Raw genomic sequence first — 16,214 nt, 5'->3', positions numbered from 1 at the left:
GCGAGAAAGAAAATGCGAAATTTCGAACGAAGCGCAATATTCATCGACGGCGCAAATCTGCATCTGGCGGTCAGTTCTCTCGGCATCGATCTCGACTACGCGCGGCTTTTGCGCCGGCTTCGAGGAAAATCACATTCGGCCCAGGTCTTCTACTACGCTGCGTTGACGGAGGCGCAAGCCAATGGGCCGACAAATCGACTGACCGAATGGCTCGGCTGCAACGGATATGTCGTCGTCAGGAAGCAAATCGCGGAATCGGTCGATGGCTTTGGCCGTCACCGATTTAGAGGAAGCATCGACGTCGACCTCGCGGTCGCCGTGATGGCGATGACCGAGCGTGTCGATGCGATGACCTTGGTTTCCGGCAATGGCGCGTTTCGATCGCTCGTCGCGGCGGTCCAGCGCAAAGGAGTGCGCGTATCCGTCATTTCGACGATCAGGACGCCGCGGCCGATAATCGCCGAAGAATTGCGTCGTCAAGCCGATGAATTCATCGACATCGACGATCTCTCGAATGAAATTCGGCGTGTGTCCGCCCAGCGGGTCGGGTGACGCGCAAACGGAGCCTTCGCTTTAACTGCGCTGCGAGCGGAGCCATCCGAAAAGGCGCGCGATGCGAAGGCCCGCGATCTTGTCGCGCATGTCGCCGAATGTCAGATAGAGAACGGGCGTCGTATAAAGCGTCAGCAATTGGCTGAGCACGAGACCGCCGACGATGGTGACGCCGAGCGGACGCCGAATTTCGGCGCCATCGCCATAGCTCGCCAAGAGCGGAAGCGCGCCGAGAATCGCCGCTGCTGTCGTCATCAGTATGGGACGAAGGCGAAGCCGGCAAGCCTCGACGATCGCGTCATATTCGCTCATCGCCCGCATACGCTGCGCATCGAGCGCGAAGTCGATCATCATGATCGCATTCTTTTTGACGATGCCGATGAGCAGGAACAAGCCGATCAGCGCGATGACGCTGAGCTCTGATCCGAAAGCGAACAGAGCCAGAAGCGCGCCGACTCCGGCCGATGGCAGTGTGGACAGTATCGTGATCGGATGCACATAGCTCTCATAGAGAACGCCGAGAACGATATAGACTGCGACCAGCGCCAGGACGATCAGCAGTGGCTCGCTGTCACGGGACGCTTGAAAAGTGCGGGCCGTGCCCTCCATGCCGCCATGCACGGTCGCCGGCATATGAATCTCGGCGATCGCCCGATCGAACTCCGTGACAGCGTCGCTGAGCGACGCTCCCGGGGCGAGATTGAAGGAAATCGTCGCGGCGGCGAAGGGGCCTTGATGATTGATCGCGAGCGGCGTCGCGCCTCGCTTGAAGCGCGTGAAGGCGATCAGTGGCGTCATGGTCTCGACGGTCGTGCTCACCGCGGCGCCGCTCGAGGCGCCGCCCCGGCCGGAATTGGCGATCGCATTGGTCGAGGCGTTGCGCGCCGAGTCGAGCGAGGCGTTCGCCGTCGATCCGCTTCCGCCGACGGATGTCACGGAGCCGATGGGGAGGACGGAGGCGGCGGAGCCGCTCGCGGGCTTCGCCGCCGTGCTCACATAGATTTCACGCAGGATCTGCGGGTCTTGCCAATAGCGCGGCGCGACCTCCATCACGACATGATATTGATTGAGATCACTGTAGATGGTCGACACCTGCCGCTGCCCGAAGGCGTCATAGAGAGTATTGTCCACCTGCACCGGCGTGAGGCCCAATCGTGACATCGTATCGCGGTCTATCTCTATGAAGCTCTCGACGCCATTCTGCTGCTGATCGGTGTTCACATCCACGACGACGCCGCTCTTCTGCAGCGCCTCCATGAGTTTTGGCGTCCATTCGACGAGGTCGGCGGAATTGTCGGCGAGGAGCGTATATTGATAGAGGGCGCCGCCCGGCCGCCCACCGGCGCGAAGATCCTGAACCGACTGGAGGAACAGCCTCGCGCCGGCGACCTGCGCCAATTTGGGGCGCAATCGCTCGATGATCTGGGCCGGGCTCACGTCGCGTTCGGAGAGCGGCTTGAGTGCCGCGGATATCGATCCGCTGTTCACGGAGCCGGCGCGCCCGCCGCTACCCGCGCCGGTGTTGCCCGTAACCACGTCGACAGCGGGATCGCTACGCAAGATCGAGACGAATTCACCGAGCTTCTCGCTCATCGCTTGAAACGATATGCCTTGATCCGCCTGGATAGAGCCTTGCAGGCGTCCGATGTCCTGCTCGGGGAAAAAACCCTTCGGAATGACGATGAAGAGCTCGATGGTCAGCGCGAGCGAAGCGACGAGGGCGAATATGATCAGTAAGCGATGATGCAGCGCCCAAATAAGGCTGCGCGCATAGCCGCTCGCCACTTTCGAGAAGAAGCCGCTCCAGTGCTTCTCGCGCCGCGGCCCGGCTCTCAGAAAGACGGAGCAGAGCATGGGCGTCGTCGTCAGCGAGATGACGAGCGATACGAGGATCGCCATCGAGAGCGTGACGGAAAACTCACGGAACATTCGTCCGAGCAGGCCGCCCGTGAGCAGCAGCGGCAGGAACACCGCGATGAGCGACAGGCTGATGGAGAGGACTGTGAAACCGACTTCGCGGGCGCCTAGCAGCGCCGCCTCGCGCCGAGGGATCCCCGCCTCGAGATGTCGCTCTATGTTCTCGAGCACGACGATCGCATCGTCGACGACGAATCCGGTCGCGATCGTCAGCGCCATGAGCGAAAGAATGTCGAGGCTGTAGCCGAGAAGATACATCGCCAAGAAAGCGCTGACGATCGACACGGGCACTGCGATCGCCGGCACCAGCGCCGCGCGCCATTCACCGATGAACAGAAAAACGACGGCTATTACGAGCGCGACGGATATGACGAGCGTCAATTCTGTGTCACGGAGCGAGGCGCGGATCGTCGTGCTTCGGTCCGACGCCTCGATGATCTCGATATCATTCGGCAATGCCGCCGCGAGCTTTGGAAGTTGAGCTTTGATCTGCTCGACCGTCTCGATGATGTTCGAGCCCGGTTGGCGAAAGATCGTCACCAATATGGCGGGCTTGCCTTGCGCGAGCGCGGCGTTGCGGAGGTCGGCGACCGAATCCTTCACTTCCGCAATGTCGGATAGGCGCACCGGATTGCCATTGCGATAGGCGATGATCAGCGGCAGATAATCCCGCGCATAGCTGGCCTGGTCATTGGTGTAGATTTGCCAGCGTTCGCCATTGCGAACGATGTCGCCCTTGGGGCTATTGGCGTTGGCGGAGGCCAAGGCCGCGCGCACGTCCTCGAGGCCGACGCCATATTTGAACAACGCCGCGGGATTGAGCTCGACGCGCACTGCCGGAGCGGCCCCGCCATTGATCGAGACTTGCCCGACGCCCGTGATCTGCGACAGGCTCTGTTGAAGCACATTGCTGGCGGCGTCATAGAGCTGCGCGCGGGTCAGCGACGTCGACGTCAAGGCGAGTATCAGGATCGGCGCGTCGGCCGGATTGAACTTGCGATAGCTCGGGTTGGAGGTCAGCCCGGTCGGTAGATCCGCCGCCGCGGCGTTCACCGCCGCCTGCACGTCGCGGACGGCTCCGTTGATGTCGCGATCGAGGCCGAATTGCAAAATGATATTGGTTTGGCCCGTATTGCTCGACGAGGTCATTTCGGTGACGTCGGCGATCGCGCCGAGTCGCCGCTCCAAGGGACCAGCGACGCTCGTCGCGACCGTTTCCGGCGAGGCGCCGGGAAGCGACGCGGTGACCGAGATCGTCGGCAGATCGACCTGAGGCAGCGGCGCCACCGGCAGCCGGGTGAAGGCCAGCGCGCCAGCGAGCGTGAGGCCTATCGTGAGCAGAGTGGTGGCGATGGGCCGCGTGATGAAGGGCGCCGAAATATTCATTCCGTCGCCTCGCTTCGTTCGCTTTCGTCGGAGGCGCCGACTCGGGCGAGATAGAGCGCGAGCCGATCGAAATAGAGATAGACGACTGGCGTCGAGAAGAGGGTCAGCATTTGGCTGACGACGAGTCCGCCGACGATCGAGGCGCCGAGTGGCTGACGCAACTCCGATCCGACGCCGGAGCCGAGCATGAGCGGCACGGCGCCGAGCATGGCCGCCATCGTCGTCATGAGGATGGGCCGGAAGCGCAACAAGCAGGCGCGATAGATCGCGTCACGGGGCGAGAGGCCGTCGACGCGCTCTGCCTCGAGGGCGAAATCGATCATCATTATCGCGTTTTTCTTGACGATGCCGATGAGAAGAATAATGCCGATGACGCCCATGACGTCGAGATCATGGCCGGTCAGGATCAGCGCGAGCAAGGCGCCGACGCCGGCCGAAGGCAGCGTCGAGAGAATGGTGATCGGATGGACGAAGCTCTCGTAGAGCACGCCGAGCACGATATACATCGTCACGATCGCGGCGAGAATCAGCAGCACTTGGCTACTCGAGGTGGCAGTGAAGGCTGCCACTGCGCCTTGCATGGCGAGCGCGAAGCTTTCGGGGAGCTCGATCTCTCGACGCGCCGCCTCTATCGCTTGAACCGCGGCGCCGAGCGATGCGCCTCGCGCGATGTCGAATGAGATCGTCGTCGCCGGGAACTGGCCGAGATGTGTGATCTGGAGCGGCCCGTCGCGTTCTTCCATATGCATGATCGCGGCGAGTGGAACTTGACCGCTCGACGAGGAGGACGATGACGGGAGATAGAGGCCAGACAGCGCGTCATGCGACGCTCGGCGCTCGGGGTCGAGCTCGAGAATGACGCGATATTGGTTCGACTGTGTATAGATCGTCGAGACGATACGCTGTCCGAAGGCGTCGTAGAGCATATTATCCACAGCGGCCATGGTGATGCCGAAGCGCGCGGCCGTGGCGCGATCGATGACGATATCGAGGGCCTTGCCGCGGTTCTGCAGGTCGCTCGCGACATTCGCGAGCTCTGGAGCCTCGCGCAGGCGTTCGACGAGCTTCGGCGTCCACTCTCTGAGCGACGCGACATTGGCGTTCTCGAGCACGAAATGATAGGCGGCCTTGCTCACGGTCGAATCGATCGCCAGATCCTGGACCGGCTGCATATAGAGCTGCGCGCCGGGAATTTGCGCCGCCGCAGCCTGCAAACGCGCGATCACTTCGGTCACGCTCGACTTTCGTGTCGATGTCGGCTTCAGAGCGATGAAGAAGCGACCGCTGTTGAGCGTCGCGTTTTCGCCGTCGACGCCGACCGAGGAACTGATGGAGGCGACGTCTGGATCGCGAAGGATCGCTTCGCCGAGCTCATGTTGCTTTTCGACCATGCCGACGAAGGAAATCTCCTGCCGCATTTCGGAGATGGCCTGGATCGCGCCCGTATCCTGCGGTGGAAAGAAGCCTTTCGGAATGACGGCATAGAGCACGCAGGTGAGCGCGAGCGTCGCGACGGTCGCGGCCAGCATGAGCGGCTGGCGTTGCAGAACGACATCGAGCGCGCGCCCATAGAGGCGAATCATTCCGTCGATGCAGCGTTCGGAGGCGATATCGAAGCGGCTGCGCTGCGCAAGGGTTCTGTGGCGCAGGAGTCTCGCGCAGAGCATCGGCACGAGCGACAGTGCGACGAATGCAGAAATGACGATGGTCACGGCGAGCGTGACGGCGAATTCATGGAAGAGCCGCCCCACCACATCGCCCATGAACAGCAGAGGGATGAGCACTGCGACGAGGGAAACGGTCAGCGAGACGATGGTGAAGCCGATCTGCGCGGAGCCGCGCAGCGCCGCCTGCATCGGCGCCATTCCGGCCTCGATGTAACGCGCGATGTTCTCGATCACGACGATGGCGTCGTCGACGACGAAGCCCGTCGAGATGGTGAGCGCCATGAGGGACAGATTGTCCAGGCTGAAGCCCATCAGATACATGGCGACGAAAGCGCCGACGAGCGACAGCGGCGCCGAGAGACTGGGGATGAGAGTCGCCGGCAGATTGCGCAGGAACACGAAAATGACGAGAACGACCAAGATGACGGCGAGCATGAGCTCGAGCTCCACATCCTCGACGGAAGCGCGGATCGTCGTGGTGCGGTCGCTGAGCACAGAGACTTCGAGCGAGGGCGGCAGCGAGGCCTGCAGCCTCGGCAACATGGCTTTGACGTTCTCGACGACGTCGATGACATTGGCTCCGGGCTGGCGCCTTATGTCGAGGATGATCGCCGGCGTCGAATTGGCCCAGGAGGCGATCTTGTCGTTCTCGGGACCGTGTCGGACTTCCGCCACGTCGGAGAGGCGAATTGGATTGCCGTTTCGATAGGCGATGATGACATTGCGAAATTGCGCGGGATCGTCGATCTGGTCGTTGGCGTTGATCGTCGTGGATTGCTTCGGCCCGTCGAAGCCGCCCTTGGGCGCATTGGTGTTGGTGTTGCCGATGATCGTGCGCAGATCGTCGATATTGAGCCCATATTTTGCGAGCGCCTTCGGATTGAAGCGAACGCGAATCGCGCGCCGCTGACCGTGTCCGACGCCGACGAGACCCACTCCAGGCAGTTGCGACAGCTTTTGCGCGAGCCTTGTCTCGATGTAGTCCTCGACATCGATCAGCGGCATCGATTTCGAAGTGACGGCGAGTGTCATGATCGGCGCATCTGCCGGGTTTATCTTGGCGTAGATCGGCGGAGTGGGCAGATCCTGAGGCACGAGATTGCCGCCGGCGTTGATCGCCGCCTGCACCTGCTGCTCGGCGACGTCGAGGCTCAGGCCGAGATCGAATTGCAATGTGATGATGGACGCGCCGGCCGAGCTCGACGAGGTCATCTGATTGAGGCCCGGCATTTGTCCGAATTGCCGCTCGAGCGGCGCGGTCACAGCGGAGGTCATGACTTCCGGACTGGCGCCAGGGTAGAAAGTCTGCACCTGTATCGTCGGATAGTCGACAGCCGGCAAGGCGGAGAGTGGCAGCATCCGATAGGCGAACAGCCCTGCGAGCATGATGGCCGCCATCAGCAGTGTCGTGGCGACCGGACGGTTGATGAAGAGCTGCGACGGGTTCATGGATCAGACGCGCCTCGGTCGAATGGAAGTGGTCGGCGAGATCACTGCGTTTCCGTCGGCTGGCGTTTCGGACGGCGCTCTCTCGCCCGCTCGGGATCGAAGCGCTTTTCGGAAGGTTGAGCCTCCGGCGCAAGATTGTGGGGCGGAGGCGGCTTCGAGGCGTCTGCGGCCGTGCGATGCTCGCGATCGCCGCCGTCGGCGATCGTGACCTCGGCTCCTTCGCGCAGGCGATCCGCGCCTTCGACGACGATGCGATCGCTTTCGGCCACGCCCTGCAGGATCTCTATGCGGCCGTCATTATATCCGGCGACATCATCGAAATTCTCGCCTCCCGCGGGAATGACAGGTTGCATTACGACACGATTCTCGCCCGTCACTTTATAGACGAAATGGCCGGCGGCGCCCTTTCGGATCGCGGTCTTCGGCAGAGTGAGCGCCTGCTCGCGCACCTCGACGAGGAGATGAATATTCACGAATTGATTGGGATAGAGCTTCTCGTCCCTGTTCTCGAATTCGGCTCTCGCGCTCACCATGCCGGTCGACGGGTCGATCGTATTGTCGAGCGTGTGTAGTCGTCCGATCGCGAGTTGCTTCGTGTCGGAACGATCGAAGGCGATCACTTCCAGCGCGCCATTCTTCTTTTGCGCGCGTAGAATGTCCGGAATATAATCCTCGGGCACGCCAAAGATCACGGAGATGGGATCGATCTGGGCCACGAGCGCAATGGCGTCCTGCGTCGTGACATAGCTTCCTGCGTCGACCTTTCGCAGGCCGACGCGTCCTGCGATAGGAGACACGATGCGCGCATAGGTGAGGTTCAGAGTCTGATTGTCGACGAGGGCTTGATCGGCTTTGACGGAGCCTTCGTATTGCTTGACGATCCAGACTTGGTTTTCCGCCTGTTGATGTGCGATCGAATCGAGCTTCTTCAAGGATTGATAGCGGCGCAGGTCGTCGCGCGCTTGGTTCAGGAGGCCCTGATCGCGAAGCAATTGTCCTTCATATTGCGCCTTCTGCGCTTCATAGGGACGTGGATCGATCTGCGCGAGAAAATCGCCCTTTTGAACGTATTGTCCTTCCTTGAAGCCGATCTCGGTGAGATAGCCGCCGAGCTGCGTCTTGACGGTGACATTGGCGATGGGCGTCACGGAGCCGAGCAGGCCGTGGCGGACGATTTTGATGTCGCTGCGCGCGACGGTCGCGACTGCGACAGGCGGAGGTCCGCCAAAGGCGCCGCGCCGTCCAGGCTTTTGGATCGACTGATCCTTCGGAGAGATCACTCGATAGCTCACATAGCCGAGTGACGCGACGATGAGCGCTGTGAGACCGATCGCGACTGGCGAGCGCCGCGAGCCGTTGCGCTTCAAAAAAGCAAGACCTTTTCGCGCGCCGGAAGGTTCGGCGCAGGCGGCGGGCTCGTGTTGGGTGACCTTCTCGTCCATGTTTTTCTCTTCGACCTGTGCGACCCGAATGGCTCGATCCTCTACTGCGCGTTCGCGGCCGAAAGGGCGGCGGAAAGCGCGCTCGCCGGGACAGGCGGGGGCGGGGTTGCGATGTCGGTGAGCGAGTCGATCGCAGGCAAATGCGAGGCGGCCCAGCCGCCGCCCAGAGCGCCGATGAGATTGACGGTGGCAATGAACAGATTCTGCCGCGCCGTCAATGAGGCCTCAATTCCGGAGAGCAGAGTCGCCTGAGCGGTGACCACCGATGTGAAGGAGACCGTGCCGACGCGATATTGGTTGAGATAGACGTCCACGGCCTCGCGCGCCTCTCGCACGGCGCGATCCAAGCGTTCGACTTCTCGGGCGATCAGCCGGATCGCAGCGAGATCGTCCTCGACCTGCTGGAACGCGGTGAGGACGGTCTGGCGGTAGTTCGCGACCGCTTGCCGGTAGGAGGCTTCGGCGGCCTTGTGTTGCGCGTCGAGCAAGCCGCCGTCGAATATAGTCTGCGTAGCGCTGCCCAGGAGCGACCAGGCCTCGTGCGCGGCCGTCACCGGCCAGGGTTTCGTCGCGGCGAAGCTCAGCGCGGGAGAGAGTGTCACGCGCGGATAGAAATTGGCGACGGCGACGCCGATCAGCGCATTCTGCTGCTGCAATTGCCGCTCCGCTGCTGCGATATCGGGACGACGCTCCAACAATTCGGACGGAACGCCAGCGGGAACGGCCGGCGGCGTCCGTGTCGTCCATCGGCGCTTGGGAAGCGAGAGCTCGGAAGGGCTGCGCCCGATCGAGACGGCGATCGCATGCTCATATTGCGCGCGTTGCAAGCCGACGCCGATCGCCGTCGCCTCGGTCGAGAGCACCTGATTGTCGGCGGTGATGTAATCGGCTCGCGACGTCGTGCCGATCGTATATTGGTTTTTCAATATGTCGCGCGTGCGTCGGAATAAAGCGAGCGTGTTCTCGATCGAGGCCTGGAGCTCGTCCGAGGCGCGCAAATTGAAATAGGCGACGGCGAGCTGGACTTGCGCCGCGAGCTTCGCATTGGCGAGATCGGCGGCGCTCGTTTGCGTCGCGGCGGCGTCGGCCTCGATTGTTCGCCGGATACGTCCCCATACGTCGATTTCCCAGCCGGCGTTGGCGGCAACCGAGAAGTTTTTGGAATAGACGCCGGAGCCGGTCGAGGAGGTCGACCGGGATCTCGACGGCGTGTAGCCGGTCGTGATGGTCGGGAAAAGGCCGGCTTGGCCCTCTCGAACGATCTGCCGCGCTTGGTCATAGGCCGCAGCGGCGGCCGCTACGGTTTGATTGGAGATTTCGACCTGGTCGACGAGCTTGGTCAGTTCTGGGTCTTTGAAGACGAGCCACCAGGAGCCGCGATCCGCTTCATCGAGCGGCGTGATCGGCTTCCAACCCTTGCGCTGCTTCGTATCCGCCTCGTTTGTTGCGCCTTCTTTGAATTTGGTCGGGACGACATCGGCTGGCCGGACATAGTCGGGCCCCGCCATGCAGCCGGCGAGCGATGCGATCACTGTTCCCGCCACGCCGGCGAACCCCATCCCGCGACGTAACCCATCCGCCGAGAGAGGCGATCGCCTTCGTGTTGTCGTCCATGCGCGCGCGATCGCCTTTATCACGAAGCGTCCAGCCCTTTTTACATGCGGCTCCGATGCGCCGCGTCGTTCGCATTCGTCGGTGCGGCGCATCGGAGCCACCGTCGGCGGGAGATTGTCGCCCCGAGTCGCTTTCGCGGGCTTTCCTCGTCGCCGAGCGAGGCTATGCCGGATGGAGGACACGGTCTAGTTACAGTTATTTAATTTAGATTCGAAGGGCCATGTCGCGCCGCAATGAATAGCCTGGGCGGTCGCGCGAGCTCGCGCCGCGACGATTCGAAATTCGCACGTGCGTGCGCGTCATTCGAGATGATCGGGGCCGCGCCGAGAATGATGTGAAGGCCGACGACGCAGCGCTGGCTCGCAACATAGGCACAGTGCTTCAGAACGCTTGACCGCTCGTCGCCTCCTGGGCGTCAGCGTATGCCGCGGGCGATGGCGCCCATCCGGCGGGGGACGGCGGTCCCGATTTCAGGGGGGCGGCGGCCACATGTGATCGCCGCGGCCGATGTCGCGAATTCTATGTCGAGAACGGTCAAGGCGGCAGTTCTCCTCGGTGGTAACGTTCGGAGTGGCCCGAAAACGATGGCCGACGGGTGTCGGCCGGCTCGGTAGAAGCATGTACTTTTATAGCTGACATGGTCCTTTCATCGACCTTCGACAGGAATAGAGTCGTCGCCTTCGCCGACTGCGCGTGGTCGAGGCGGGGGCCGGACATTGTGACCGTCCGTTTCTATTTGCTGTTCGAATGTTCCATCATGCCATCGCTATGGCGATGCGCCGTCCTTTGCGTCTCAGCGGGAAGGAAGACGGCGAGCAATCCGATCAGCGGCAGGACCGAGCAGGCCCGAAACACGAATTCTATGCTCGTCCAATCTGCTAGTTCGCCGAGCGCCGCCGCGCCGACGCCGCTCATGCCGAATGCGAAGCCGAAGAACAGGCCGGAGACTGCGCCGATACGGTTGGGCGTCAGCTCCTGCGCATAGACGAGGATCGCCGGAAAGGCCGAGGACAGCATGAAGCCGATCACGGCGCCGAGACCGACTGTCGCGGGTAGGCCGACATAGGGCAACGCCAGAGTGAAAGGCAGAACGCCGAGAATCGAGCCCCAGATCACGCGCTTGCGGCCGAGCCGATCGCCGACGGCTCCGCCGATGACCGTGCCCCCGGCCGAGGTGGCGAGGAAGACGAACAAATAGACCTGCGCCTCCTGCGGCGGCGTGTCGAACCGGCTCATCAGATAGAAGACATAGTAATTGCCGAGGCTGGCCAGATAGACGAATTTCGAGAACATCAGCGCGACAAGAACGGCGAGCGCGCGGCGACGCTGCTTGGCGGAAAGGCCAATGTTCCCGTGCGGCGCGACGCTCGACCGCGGCCGGGCGTGGCCATTGTTCCGGAACCAATGTCCGAGCGCCGTCACCACGCCGACGCCGCCGAGCGCCACGAGCGCGAACCAGGCGAGGCTGCTCTGCCCGCGCGGCAAGATGAAGAAGGCGGCCAGCAGCGGCCCGAGCGACGCGCCGAAATTGCCGCCGACCTGAAAGAGCGATTGCGCGAGTCCATGCGCGCCGCCCGACGCGATACGGGCGATGCGCGACGATTCGGGATGAAAGATGGAGGAGCCGATTCCCATCAGCATCGCCGCGGCGAGCAGAGCCGCATAGCTCGGCGCAAAGGCCAGCGCCAGCATTCCGAACAAGGTCGAGCACATGCCCACGACCAGCGAATAAGGTTGCGGCCGACGGTCGGTATAAAGGCCGACGAGCGGCTGCAGCAGTGAGGCGGTGATCTGATAGGTGAGGGTGAGCAAGCCGATCTGCCCGAAGTCGAGATCGAATCCGCCTTTCAACAGCGGATAGACCGCCGGAAGGAGCGATTGCATCATGTCATTCAAGAAGTGGCAGAAGCTGATCGCGCCCAGCACCGGAAATGCGGGAGCGCCGGCGTCCGGCCGGTCGGCGACGGAACGATTCAAGGATATCGACCTTTCTCACTGGGCGCGTAGGCTGCTGCGGCCCGCGGAACGAGGGGCCTCGACAAAATTCGGCGCCCGAGCGGGGCAATTCATACGAAGCAAAGCGCGGGCCGTCTACGACCGAAACCGGGCGCCCCCTCTGCGACGTCGCTCTCCATGAGGCGATGGTCTCGTCATCCATCTTGCGAAACGCGATAGCGCTCTCAGCCGCGATCGTTTGCCGCCGAGCTGCGTCAGAAAACCGTGCTTGAGCATGGAGTTGAGGCAATATATAACAGACTAACATAACGCATTGGAGGGTCGATTGATCCATGAGGAGAGCGGACCGGCGATCCCGGTCCCCGACGGCGCGCCGATTTCCGCGACGTCTTCGAGTGAAAATGGTCGGTCGCATGAGCGCTTCCGCATTGGCCTGTCCGGCTGCGGCGGCGGGCTGGAATCGGTGTCGACCTCGCAATTGCTCGAGCTCGCCGAAAAGGTCGAGGCGCTCGGTTTCGACGCGATCTGGATCAACGAGGAGCATTTCCAGGGCAGCATCATCGAGGTGGAAGGGCGGCGCTGCCATTCTCCCATCGCTCTGGCCGCGGCCGTTCTCGCGCGCACGCGGCGACTGCGCGTCGGCTTCTCGGTCCTGCTGCTGGCTTTGCATCACCCGATACGCTTGGCCGAAGAGATCGCGACGCTCGACGTATTGTCGAATGGCCGCGTCGACTTCGGGATTTCGCGCGGCGGCAATGGGCGTTATCTCGACGCCTATGGCATTCCCGCGGACAGGGTGAACGACTTGTTCCGGGACAATCTGGCGCTGATCCTGAAGGCCTGGGGAGAGGAAAAGATCATGATCGGCGAGAGCGCGCTCTCCGTCGAGCCGAAGCCGCTCCAACGTCCGCATCCGCCGATTTTCATGGGAACCTACACAGATGAAACGGCGGCCTGGGCGGCGCGCGAGGGCCATGCGATCATCTTCCACGGCATCACCAGCATGGCCAATCAGCGACGCCTGATGAAGGCCTATGTCGAGGCGGGAGGCGATCCGGCCTGCGCGCCCTTCGGCCGCTTCGTCTATGTGAGCGAGACCGACGAAAGCGCGCGTAAGGAGCTGTGGCCGACGATCGAGAAGCTGACCGCGCGTCTGCGCGGCTTCGGCCTGTTCAACCGCAAAGGCGTCGTCGCGGAGGCGGATCTCGAGCCGGAGAATTTCTATCGCGACATGGTCATCGTCGGCTCGCCGCAGACTTGCGCGCGCGCGATGCTCGCCTTGCACGACGAGCTCGGAATTGCTTACCTCAATGCGTTGAGCGCATTTTTCGGCTTTCTGCCGCTCCCGCTGCTGGAGAAATCGCTCGAGCTGCTCGCCCGCGAGGCGCGGCCGCTCGTCGAGGCAGGACTTCAGTCGAGGTCCGGGGCGAAAGCGACGACGCCTTTCGCGTCTTCGGCGACGAGCGTCAGCATCGGCGCGCCATAGAGTCGGCTCACCGAGTCGCGGTCGCAGACCTCTGCGGCCGCGCCGACCGCGACCAGCCGTCCGGAGCGAAGCAGCGCGACGCGCGCTCGGAGATTGAAGGCTTGATCGGGCAGATGCGTCGTCATGACGACGGTCTTACCGGCCGCCGCGAGATTTTTCATCAACTTCAGCACGCGGCCTTGATTTCCGAGATCGAGGCTGGAGGTCGGCTCGTCCATGACGATGATCGGCGTATCCTGCGCGACGGCGCGCGCGATCAACGCGAGCTGCTGCTCGCCCCCGGAAATCTGCGTGAAGGGTTTCTTTCGCAGATGGTCGACGCCCATGTCGATCATGGCGCGTCGCGCGATCTCATGATCCTGCGCGGAAGGCGAACCGACGCCGTCGATATGCGTCGTGCGGCCCATCAGCACGATTTGCTGCACGGTGAAGGCGAAGGCGCTGTGCCCCGCCTGCGGCACATAGGCGATGCGTTTGGCGATTTCGCGCCGGCCTAGCCCACGCAGCTCGTCGCCCAGCGCGCGGACATGACCTTGTTCCGGCGTCGTAAGTCCGAGCAGGCAATGAACCAGCGTGCTCTTGCCGGCGCCATTGGGGCCGAGCAGAACGAGCAATTCGCCGGCATGGGCCGTGAGCGAGATCGAATCGAGGACGAGCTCGCGCCCGGCGGCGCGACGGAAGGAGAGATCGGCGATCTCTATGGCTGCGGTCAGGACCATTGCTCGTTGCGCGTCCGTATCACCAGGAAAAGGAAGAATGGCGCGCCGATCACCGCCGTCATGACGCCGAGCGGAATTTCGATCACCGACGCCGAGCGCGCCACATCGTCGACGCCGAGCACGAAAAGTGCGCCCAGGATCGCCGTCGCGATCATCGCGCGGCCGGGCTCCATGCCGAACAGCATTCGCGCAATGTGCGGAACGAGCAGCCCGACCCATCCGACGATCCCCGCGACGCAGACTGTCGCCGCGGTCATCGCCGTCGCACAAAGGATGACGATGGTCCTGAGCCGCGCGACATCGGCCCCGAGCGCCGCCGCTTCATGCTCGCCGAGCGCGAGCAGGCTTATGCGCCATCTCAGCGCGAACAGCGTCGCCCCGCCGAGAACGACGGGGGCCGAGATCGTGGCTGCGTCGACCACATTGGCTTTGGCGAGGCTTCCCATCAGCCAGAAGGTGATGGTCGCGAGCGTGTCGACCGGATCGGCGACATATTTGACGAGAGAGATCATCGCCTGAAACAAGGCCGACATCACCATGCCGCAGAGAATGAGCGTGACGAGCGAATTGCCTTTGACGCTGCTCGCGGCGAGGAAGGAGGCGGCGACCGCGGCGAGCCCGCCGATGAAGGCGGCGGCCTCGACGGCGACGGTGGGAAGATGGAAGAGCAGCGCGAGCGATGCGCCGAATCCGGCTCCCGCGGAGACGCCGAGCAGAGAGGGCGAGGCCATGGGATTGCGAAACACCGTCTGATAGGCGGCTCCGGCCAGTGAAAGTCCGGCGCCGACCATCACCGCCGTCGCGACGCGCGGAAGGCGAACGAGCAGCAGAATGGTCTCGGCCGTCGCGCGGTTCGGCGAGCCGTCGCCGCGACCGAGAAGCGTGTCGACGATCGTCGCCAGCGACAACGGATAGCGGCCGATCGCGAGCGACGCCACGATCAGCGCGCAGAGCGCTGCGACGAGCGCGAGCAGCAGCCCGCGTCCTTCGACGTCAGCGGCCGGGGGAGCCCGCCAATATTTCATCGAGCTGCTCTTTCGAGAGAGAGATGTGAAAGAAACGATCGTAGAAGGATTGCATCTCGCTCTCGAGCATCTCGCGCGCAAATTTCTCGGGATGGAGAATCGAGGCCGCCCAGAGAACGGTGAGCGGCTGCTCGATCGTTCGATTCGCCCAAAGATGCGCGCCCGCCGGCGCGACATGCGCGCGTTTGCTTCGCACGGCCGCGACGTCGCGCAGCCGCGGCTCGGCCATCACCAGATCGAGCTCGCCGCGATCCGCGACAATCAACACCTGCGGATCCCAGGCGATCAATTGCTCCAGTGAGAAGGTGACGCTCTCCTCATTGCGGCCGTCGTCGGTCAGGCTGCGGCCGCCGCCGCGCGGAATCCACCATTCGGCGATTCGGTGCGGCTGCGTGAGGCGTCTATAATTCACATAGAGCACGCGAGGGCGCTTCGACTCCGCGACGGCGCCGAGCGTCGACGCGATCCGCGCGAGCGTGGCGTCGAAATAGCGGATGTATTCCGCGGCGATGTTTCGCTGGTCGAGAATGTCGCCGAGCAGCCCCATCAGCTTTTTGATATCGTCAGGCTCCCTCCATTTCAGCAGCACGGCCGGCAGACCGAGACTGGCGAGCTTGTCGGTCATGGCGCGGTCCATCGTCAGCACGAGATCGGGACGTAGCGCGACAATGTCCTCCACCGCGAGACCGCTCGCCGAGCTCTGCACGATCGGGCGCGTCGCGAGATCGGGCGCGAAGACGAATTGGAATTTCCGCGTCAGCTCGCGCGGCAGCCCATTGGCGATCGCCTGCTGCCGGCCGAAGGCGAAGAGAAAGCCGTTGAGAACCGGAACGGGGCCGACCGTGACGATGCGCGAGATTTTCTCGGGCAGCGTCACGCTCCGCCCCTCCATGTCGACGATCGTCCGGCATTCGCCCGCGACAGCCGAGGCCAGCAGCGCCGCAGCGAAGCAGATGATGCGCGTGATATGCGACGCCATGAGCGCTCCTCGACGCATCGCC

General features: G+C 63.1%; 10 protein-coding genes. 2 read left to right on the top strand and 8 right to left on the bottom strand.

Features of this window, described 5'->3' with window-relative positions; genetic code table 11:
- Positions 1 to 12 precede the first annotated feature (12 nt).
- Positions 13 to 552 (top strand): NYN domain-containing protein, encoded by a 540-nt coding sequence (locus IY145_RS03305; protein ID WP_196406904.1) that lies wholly within the window; start codon positions 13 to 15, stop codon positions 550 to 552.
- A gap of 21 nt (positions 553 to 573) precedes the next feature.
- Here IY145_RS03305 and IY145_RS03300 read toward each other — a convergent pair whose 3' ends face one another.
- The 5 genes from IY145_RS03300 to IY145_RS03280 form a co-directional block, all read right to left on the bottom strand.
- Positions 574 to 3,855 (bottom strand): efflux RND transporter permease subunit, encoded by a 3,282-nt coding sequence (locus IY145_RS03300; RefSeq protein ID WP_196406903.1) that lies wholly within the window; start codon positions 3,853 to 3,855, stop codon positions 574 to 576.
- A complete protein-coding gene (locus IY145_RS03295; protein ID WP_196406902.1) occupies positions 3,852 to 6,971 on the bottom strand; it encodes a multidrug efflux RND transporter permease subunit in 3,120 nt (1,039 codons plus the stop codon). The genes IY145_RS03300 and IY145_RS03295 overlap by 4 nt, the downstream gene beginning before the upstream one ends.
- A gap of 41 nt (positions 6,972 to 7,012) precedes the next feature.
- Positions 7,013 to 8,413, bottom strand: coding sequence for an efflux RND transporter periplasmic adaptor subunit (locus tag IY145_RS03290; RefSeq protein ID WP_196406901.1), 1,401 nt, complete (start codon positions 8,411 to 8,413; stop codon positions 7,013 to 7,015).
- Positions 8,414 to 8,454: 41 nt separating this feature from the next.
- The gene (locus tag IY145_RS03285; protein ID WP_312030552.1) at positions 8,455 to 9,945 is read right to left on the bottom strand and encodes an efflux transporter outer membrane subunit; all 1,491 of its coding nucleotides are present in this window, start codon (positions 9,943 to 9,945) and stop codon (positions 8,455 to 8,457) included.
- 814 nt (positions 9,946 to 10,759) lie between these two features.
- Positions 10,760 to 12,004, bottom strand: coding sequence for an MFS transporter (locus IY145_RS03280; protein WP_196406899.1), 1,245 nt, complete (start codon positions 12,002 to 12,004; stop codon positions 10,760 to 10,762).
- Positions 12,005 to 12,461: 457 nt separating this feature from the next.
- Here IY145_RS03280 and IY145_RS03275 point away from each other — a divergent pair, with 457 nt between their 5' ends.
- The gene (locus tag IY145_RS03275; protein WP_196410388.1) at positions 12,462 to 13,469 is read left to right on the top strand and encodes an LLM class flavin-dependent oxidoreductase; all 1,008 of its coding nucleotides are present in this window, start codon (positions 12,462 to 12,464) and stop codon (positions 13,467 to 13,469) included.
- On the opposite strand, the gene IY145_RS03270 is transcribed toward IY145_RS03275, so the two are convergent.
- Genes IY145_RS03270 through IY145_RS03260 form a run of 3 tightly spaced genes read right to left on the bottom strand, consistent with a single transcriptional unit; the run spans position 13,394 to position 16,192 of the window.
- Complete coding sequence (locus IY145_RS03270) at positions 13,394 to 14,188, bottom strand: ABC transporter ATP-binding protein (protein ID WP_196406898.1); 795 nt, start codon at positions 14,186 to 14,188, stop codon at positions 13,394 to 13,396. The genes IY145_RS03275 and IY145_RS03270 overlap by 76 nt on opposite strands.
- Positions 14,179 to 15,213 (bottom strand): FecCD family ABC transporter permease, encoded by a 1,035-nt coding sequence (locus IY145_RS03265; protein WP_196406897.1) that lies wholly within the window; start codon positions 15,211 to 15,213, stop codon positions 14,179 to 14,181. The genes IY145_RS03270 and IY145_RS03265 overlap by 10 nt, the downstream gene beginning before the upstream one ends.
- Positions 15,182 to 16,192: an ABC transporter substrate-binding protein gene (locus IY145_RS03260; RefSeq protein WP_196406896.1), complete on the bottom strand. Its 1,011-nt coding sequence runs from the start codon at positions 16,190 to 16,192 to the stop codon at positions 15,182 to 15,184. Before IY145_RS03260 ends, IY145_RS03265 begins: the two co-directional genes overlap by 32 nt.
- Positions 16,193 to 16,214 lie beyond the last annotated feature (22 nt).

This window comes from Methylosinus sp. H3A (genome assembly GCF_015709455.1).
Classification (GTDB): Bacteria; Pseudomonadota; Alphaproteobacteria; order Rhizobiales; family Beijerinckiaceae; genus Methylosinus.
The sequence above is the reverse complement of the archived record's forward strand: the minus strand, read 5'-3'. Positions and strand labels throughout refer to the sequence as shown.

Excerpts from the sequence above, each read along its gene's own strand:
- IY145_RS03305 (WP_196406904.1), top strand. The coding sequence starts at position 13 with ATGCGAAATTTCGAACGAAGCGCAATATTCATCGACGGCGCAAATCTG.
- IY145_RS03300 (WP_196406903.1), bottom strand. The coding sequence starts at position 3,855 with ATGAATATTTCGGCGCCCTTCATCACGCGGCCCATCGCCACCACTCTG.
- IY145_RS03295 (WP_196406902.1), bottom strand. The coding sequence starts at position 6,971 with ATGAACCCGTCGCAGCTCTTCATCAACCGTCCGGTCGCCACGACACTG.
- IY145_RS03290 (WP_196406901.1), bottom strand. The coding sequence starts at position 8,413 with ATGGACGAGAAGGTCACCCAACACGAGCCCGCCGCCTGCGCCGAACCT.
- IY145_RS03270 (WP_196406898.1), bottom strand. The coding sequence starts at position 14,188 with ATGGTCCTGACCGCAGCCATAGAGATCGCCGATCTCTCCTTCCGTCGC.
- IY145_RS03265 (WP_196406897.1), bottom strand. The coding sequence starts at position 15,213 with ATGAAATATTGGCGGGCTCCCCCGGCCGCTGACGTCGAAGGACGCGGG.
- IY145_RS03260 (WP_196406896.1), bottom strand. The coding sequence starts at position 16,192 with ATGGCGTCGCATATCACGCGCATCATCTGCTTCGCTGCGGCGCTGCTG.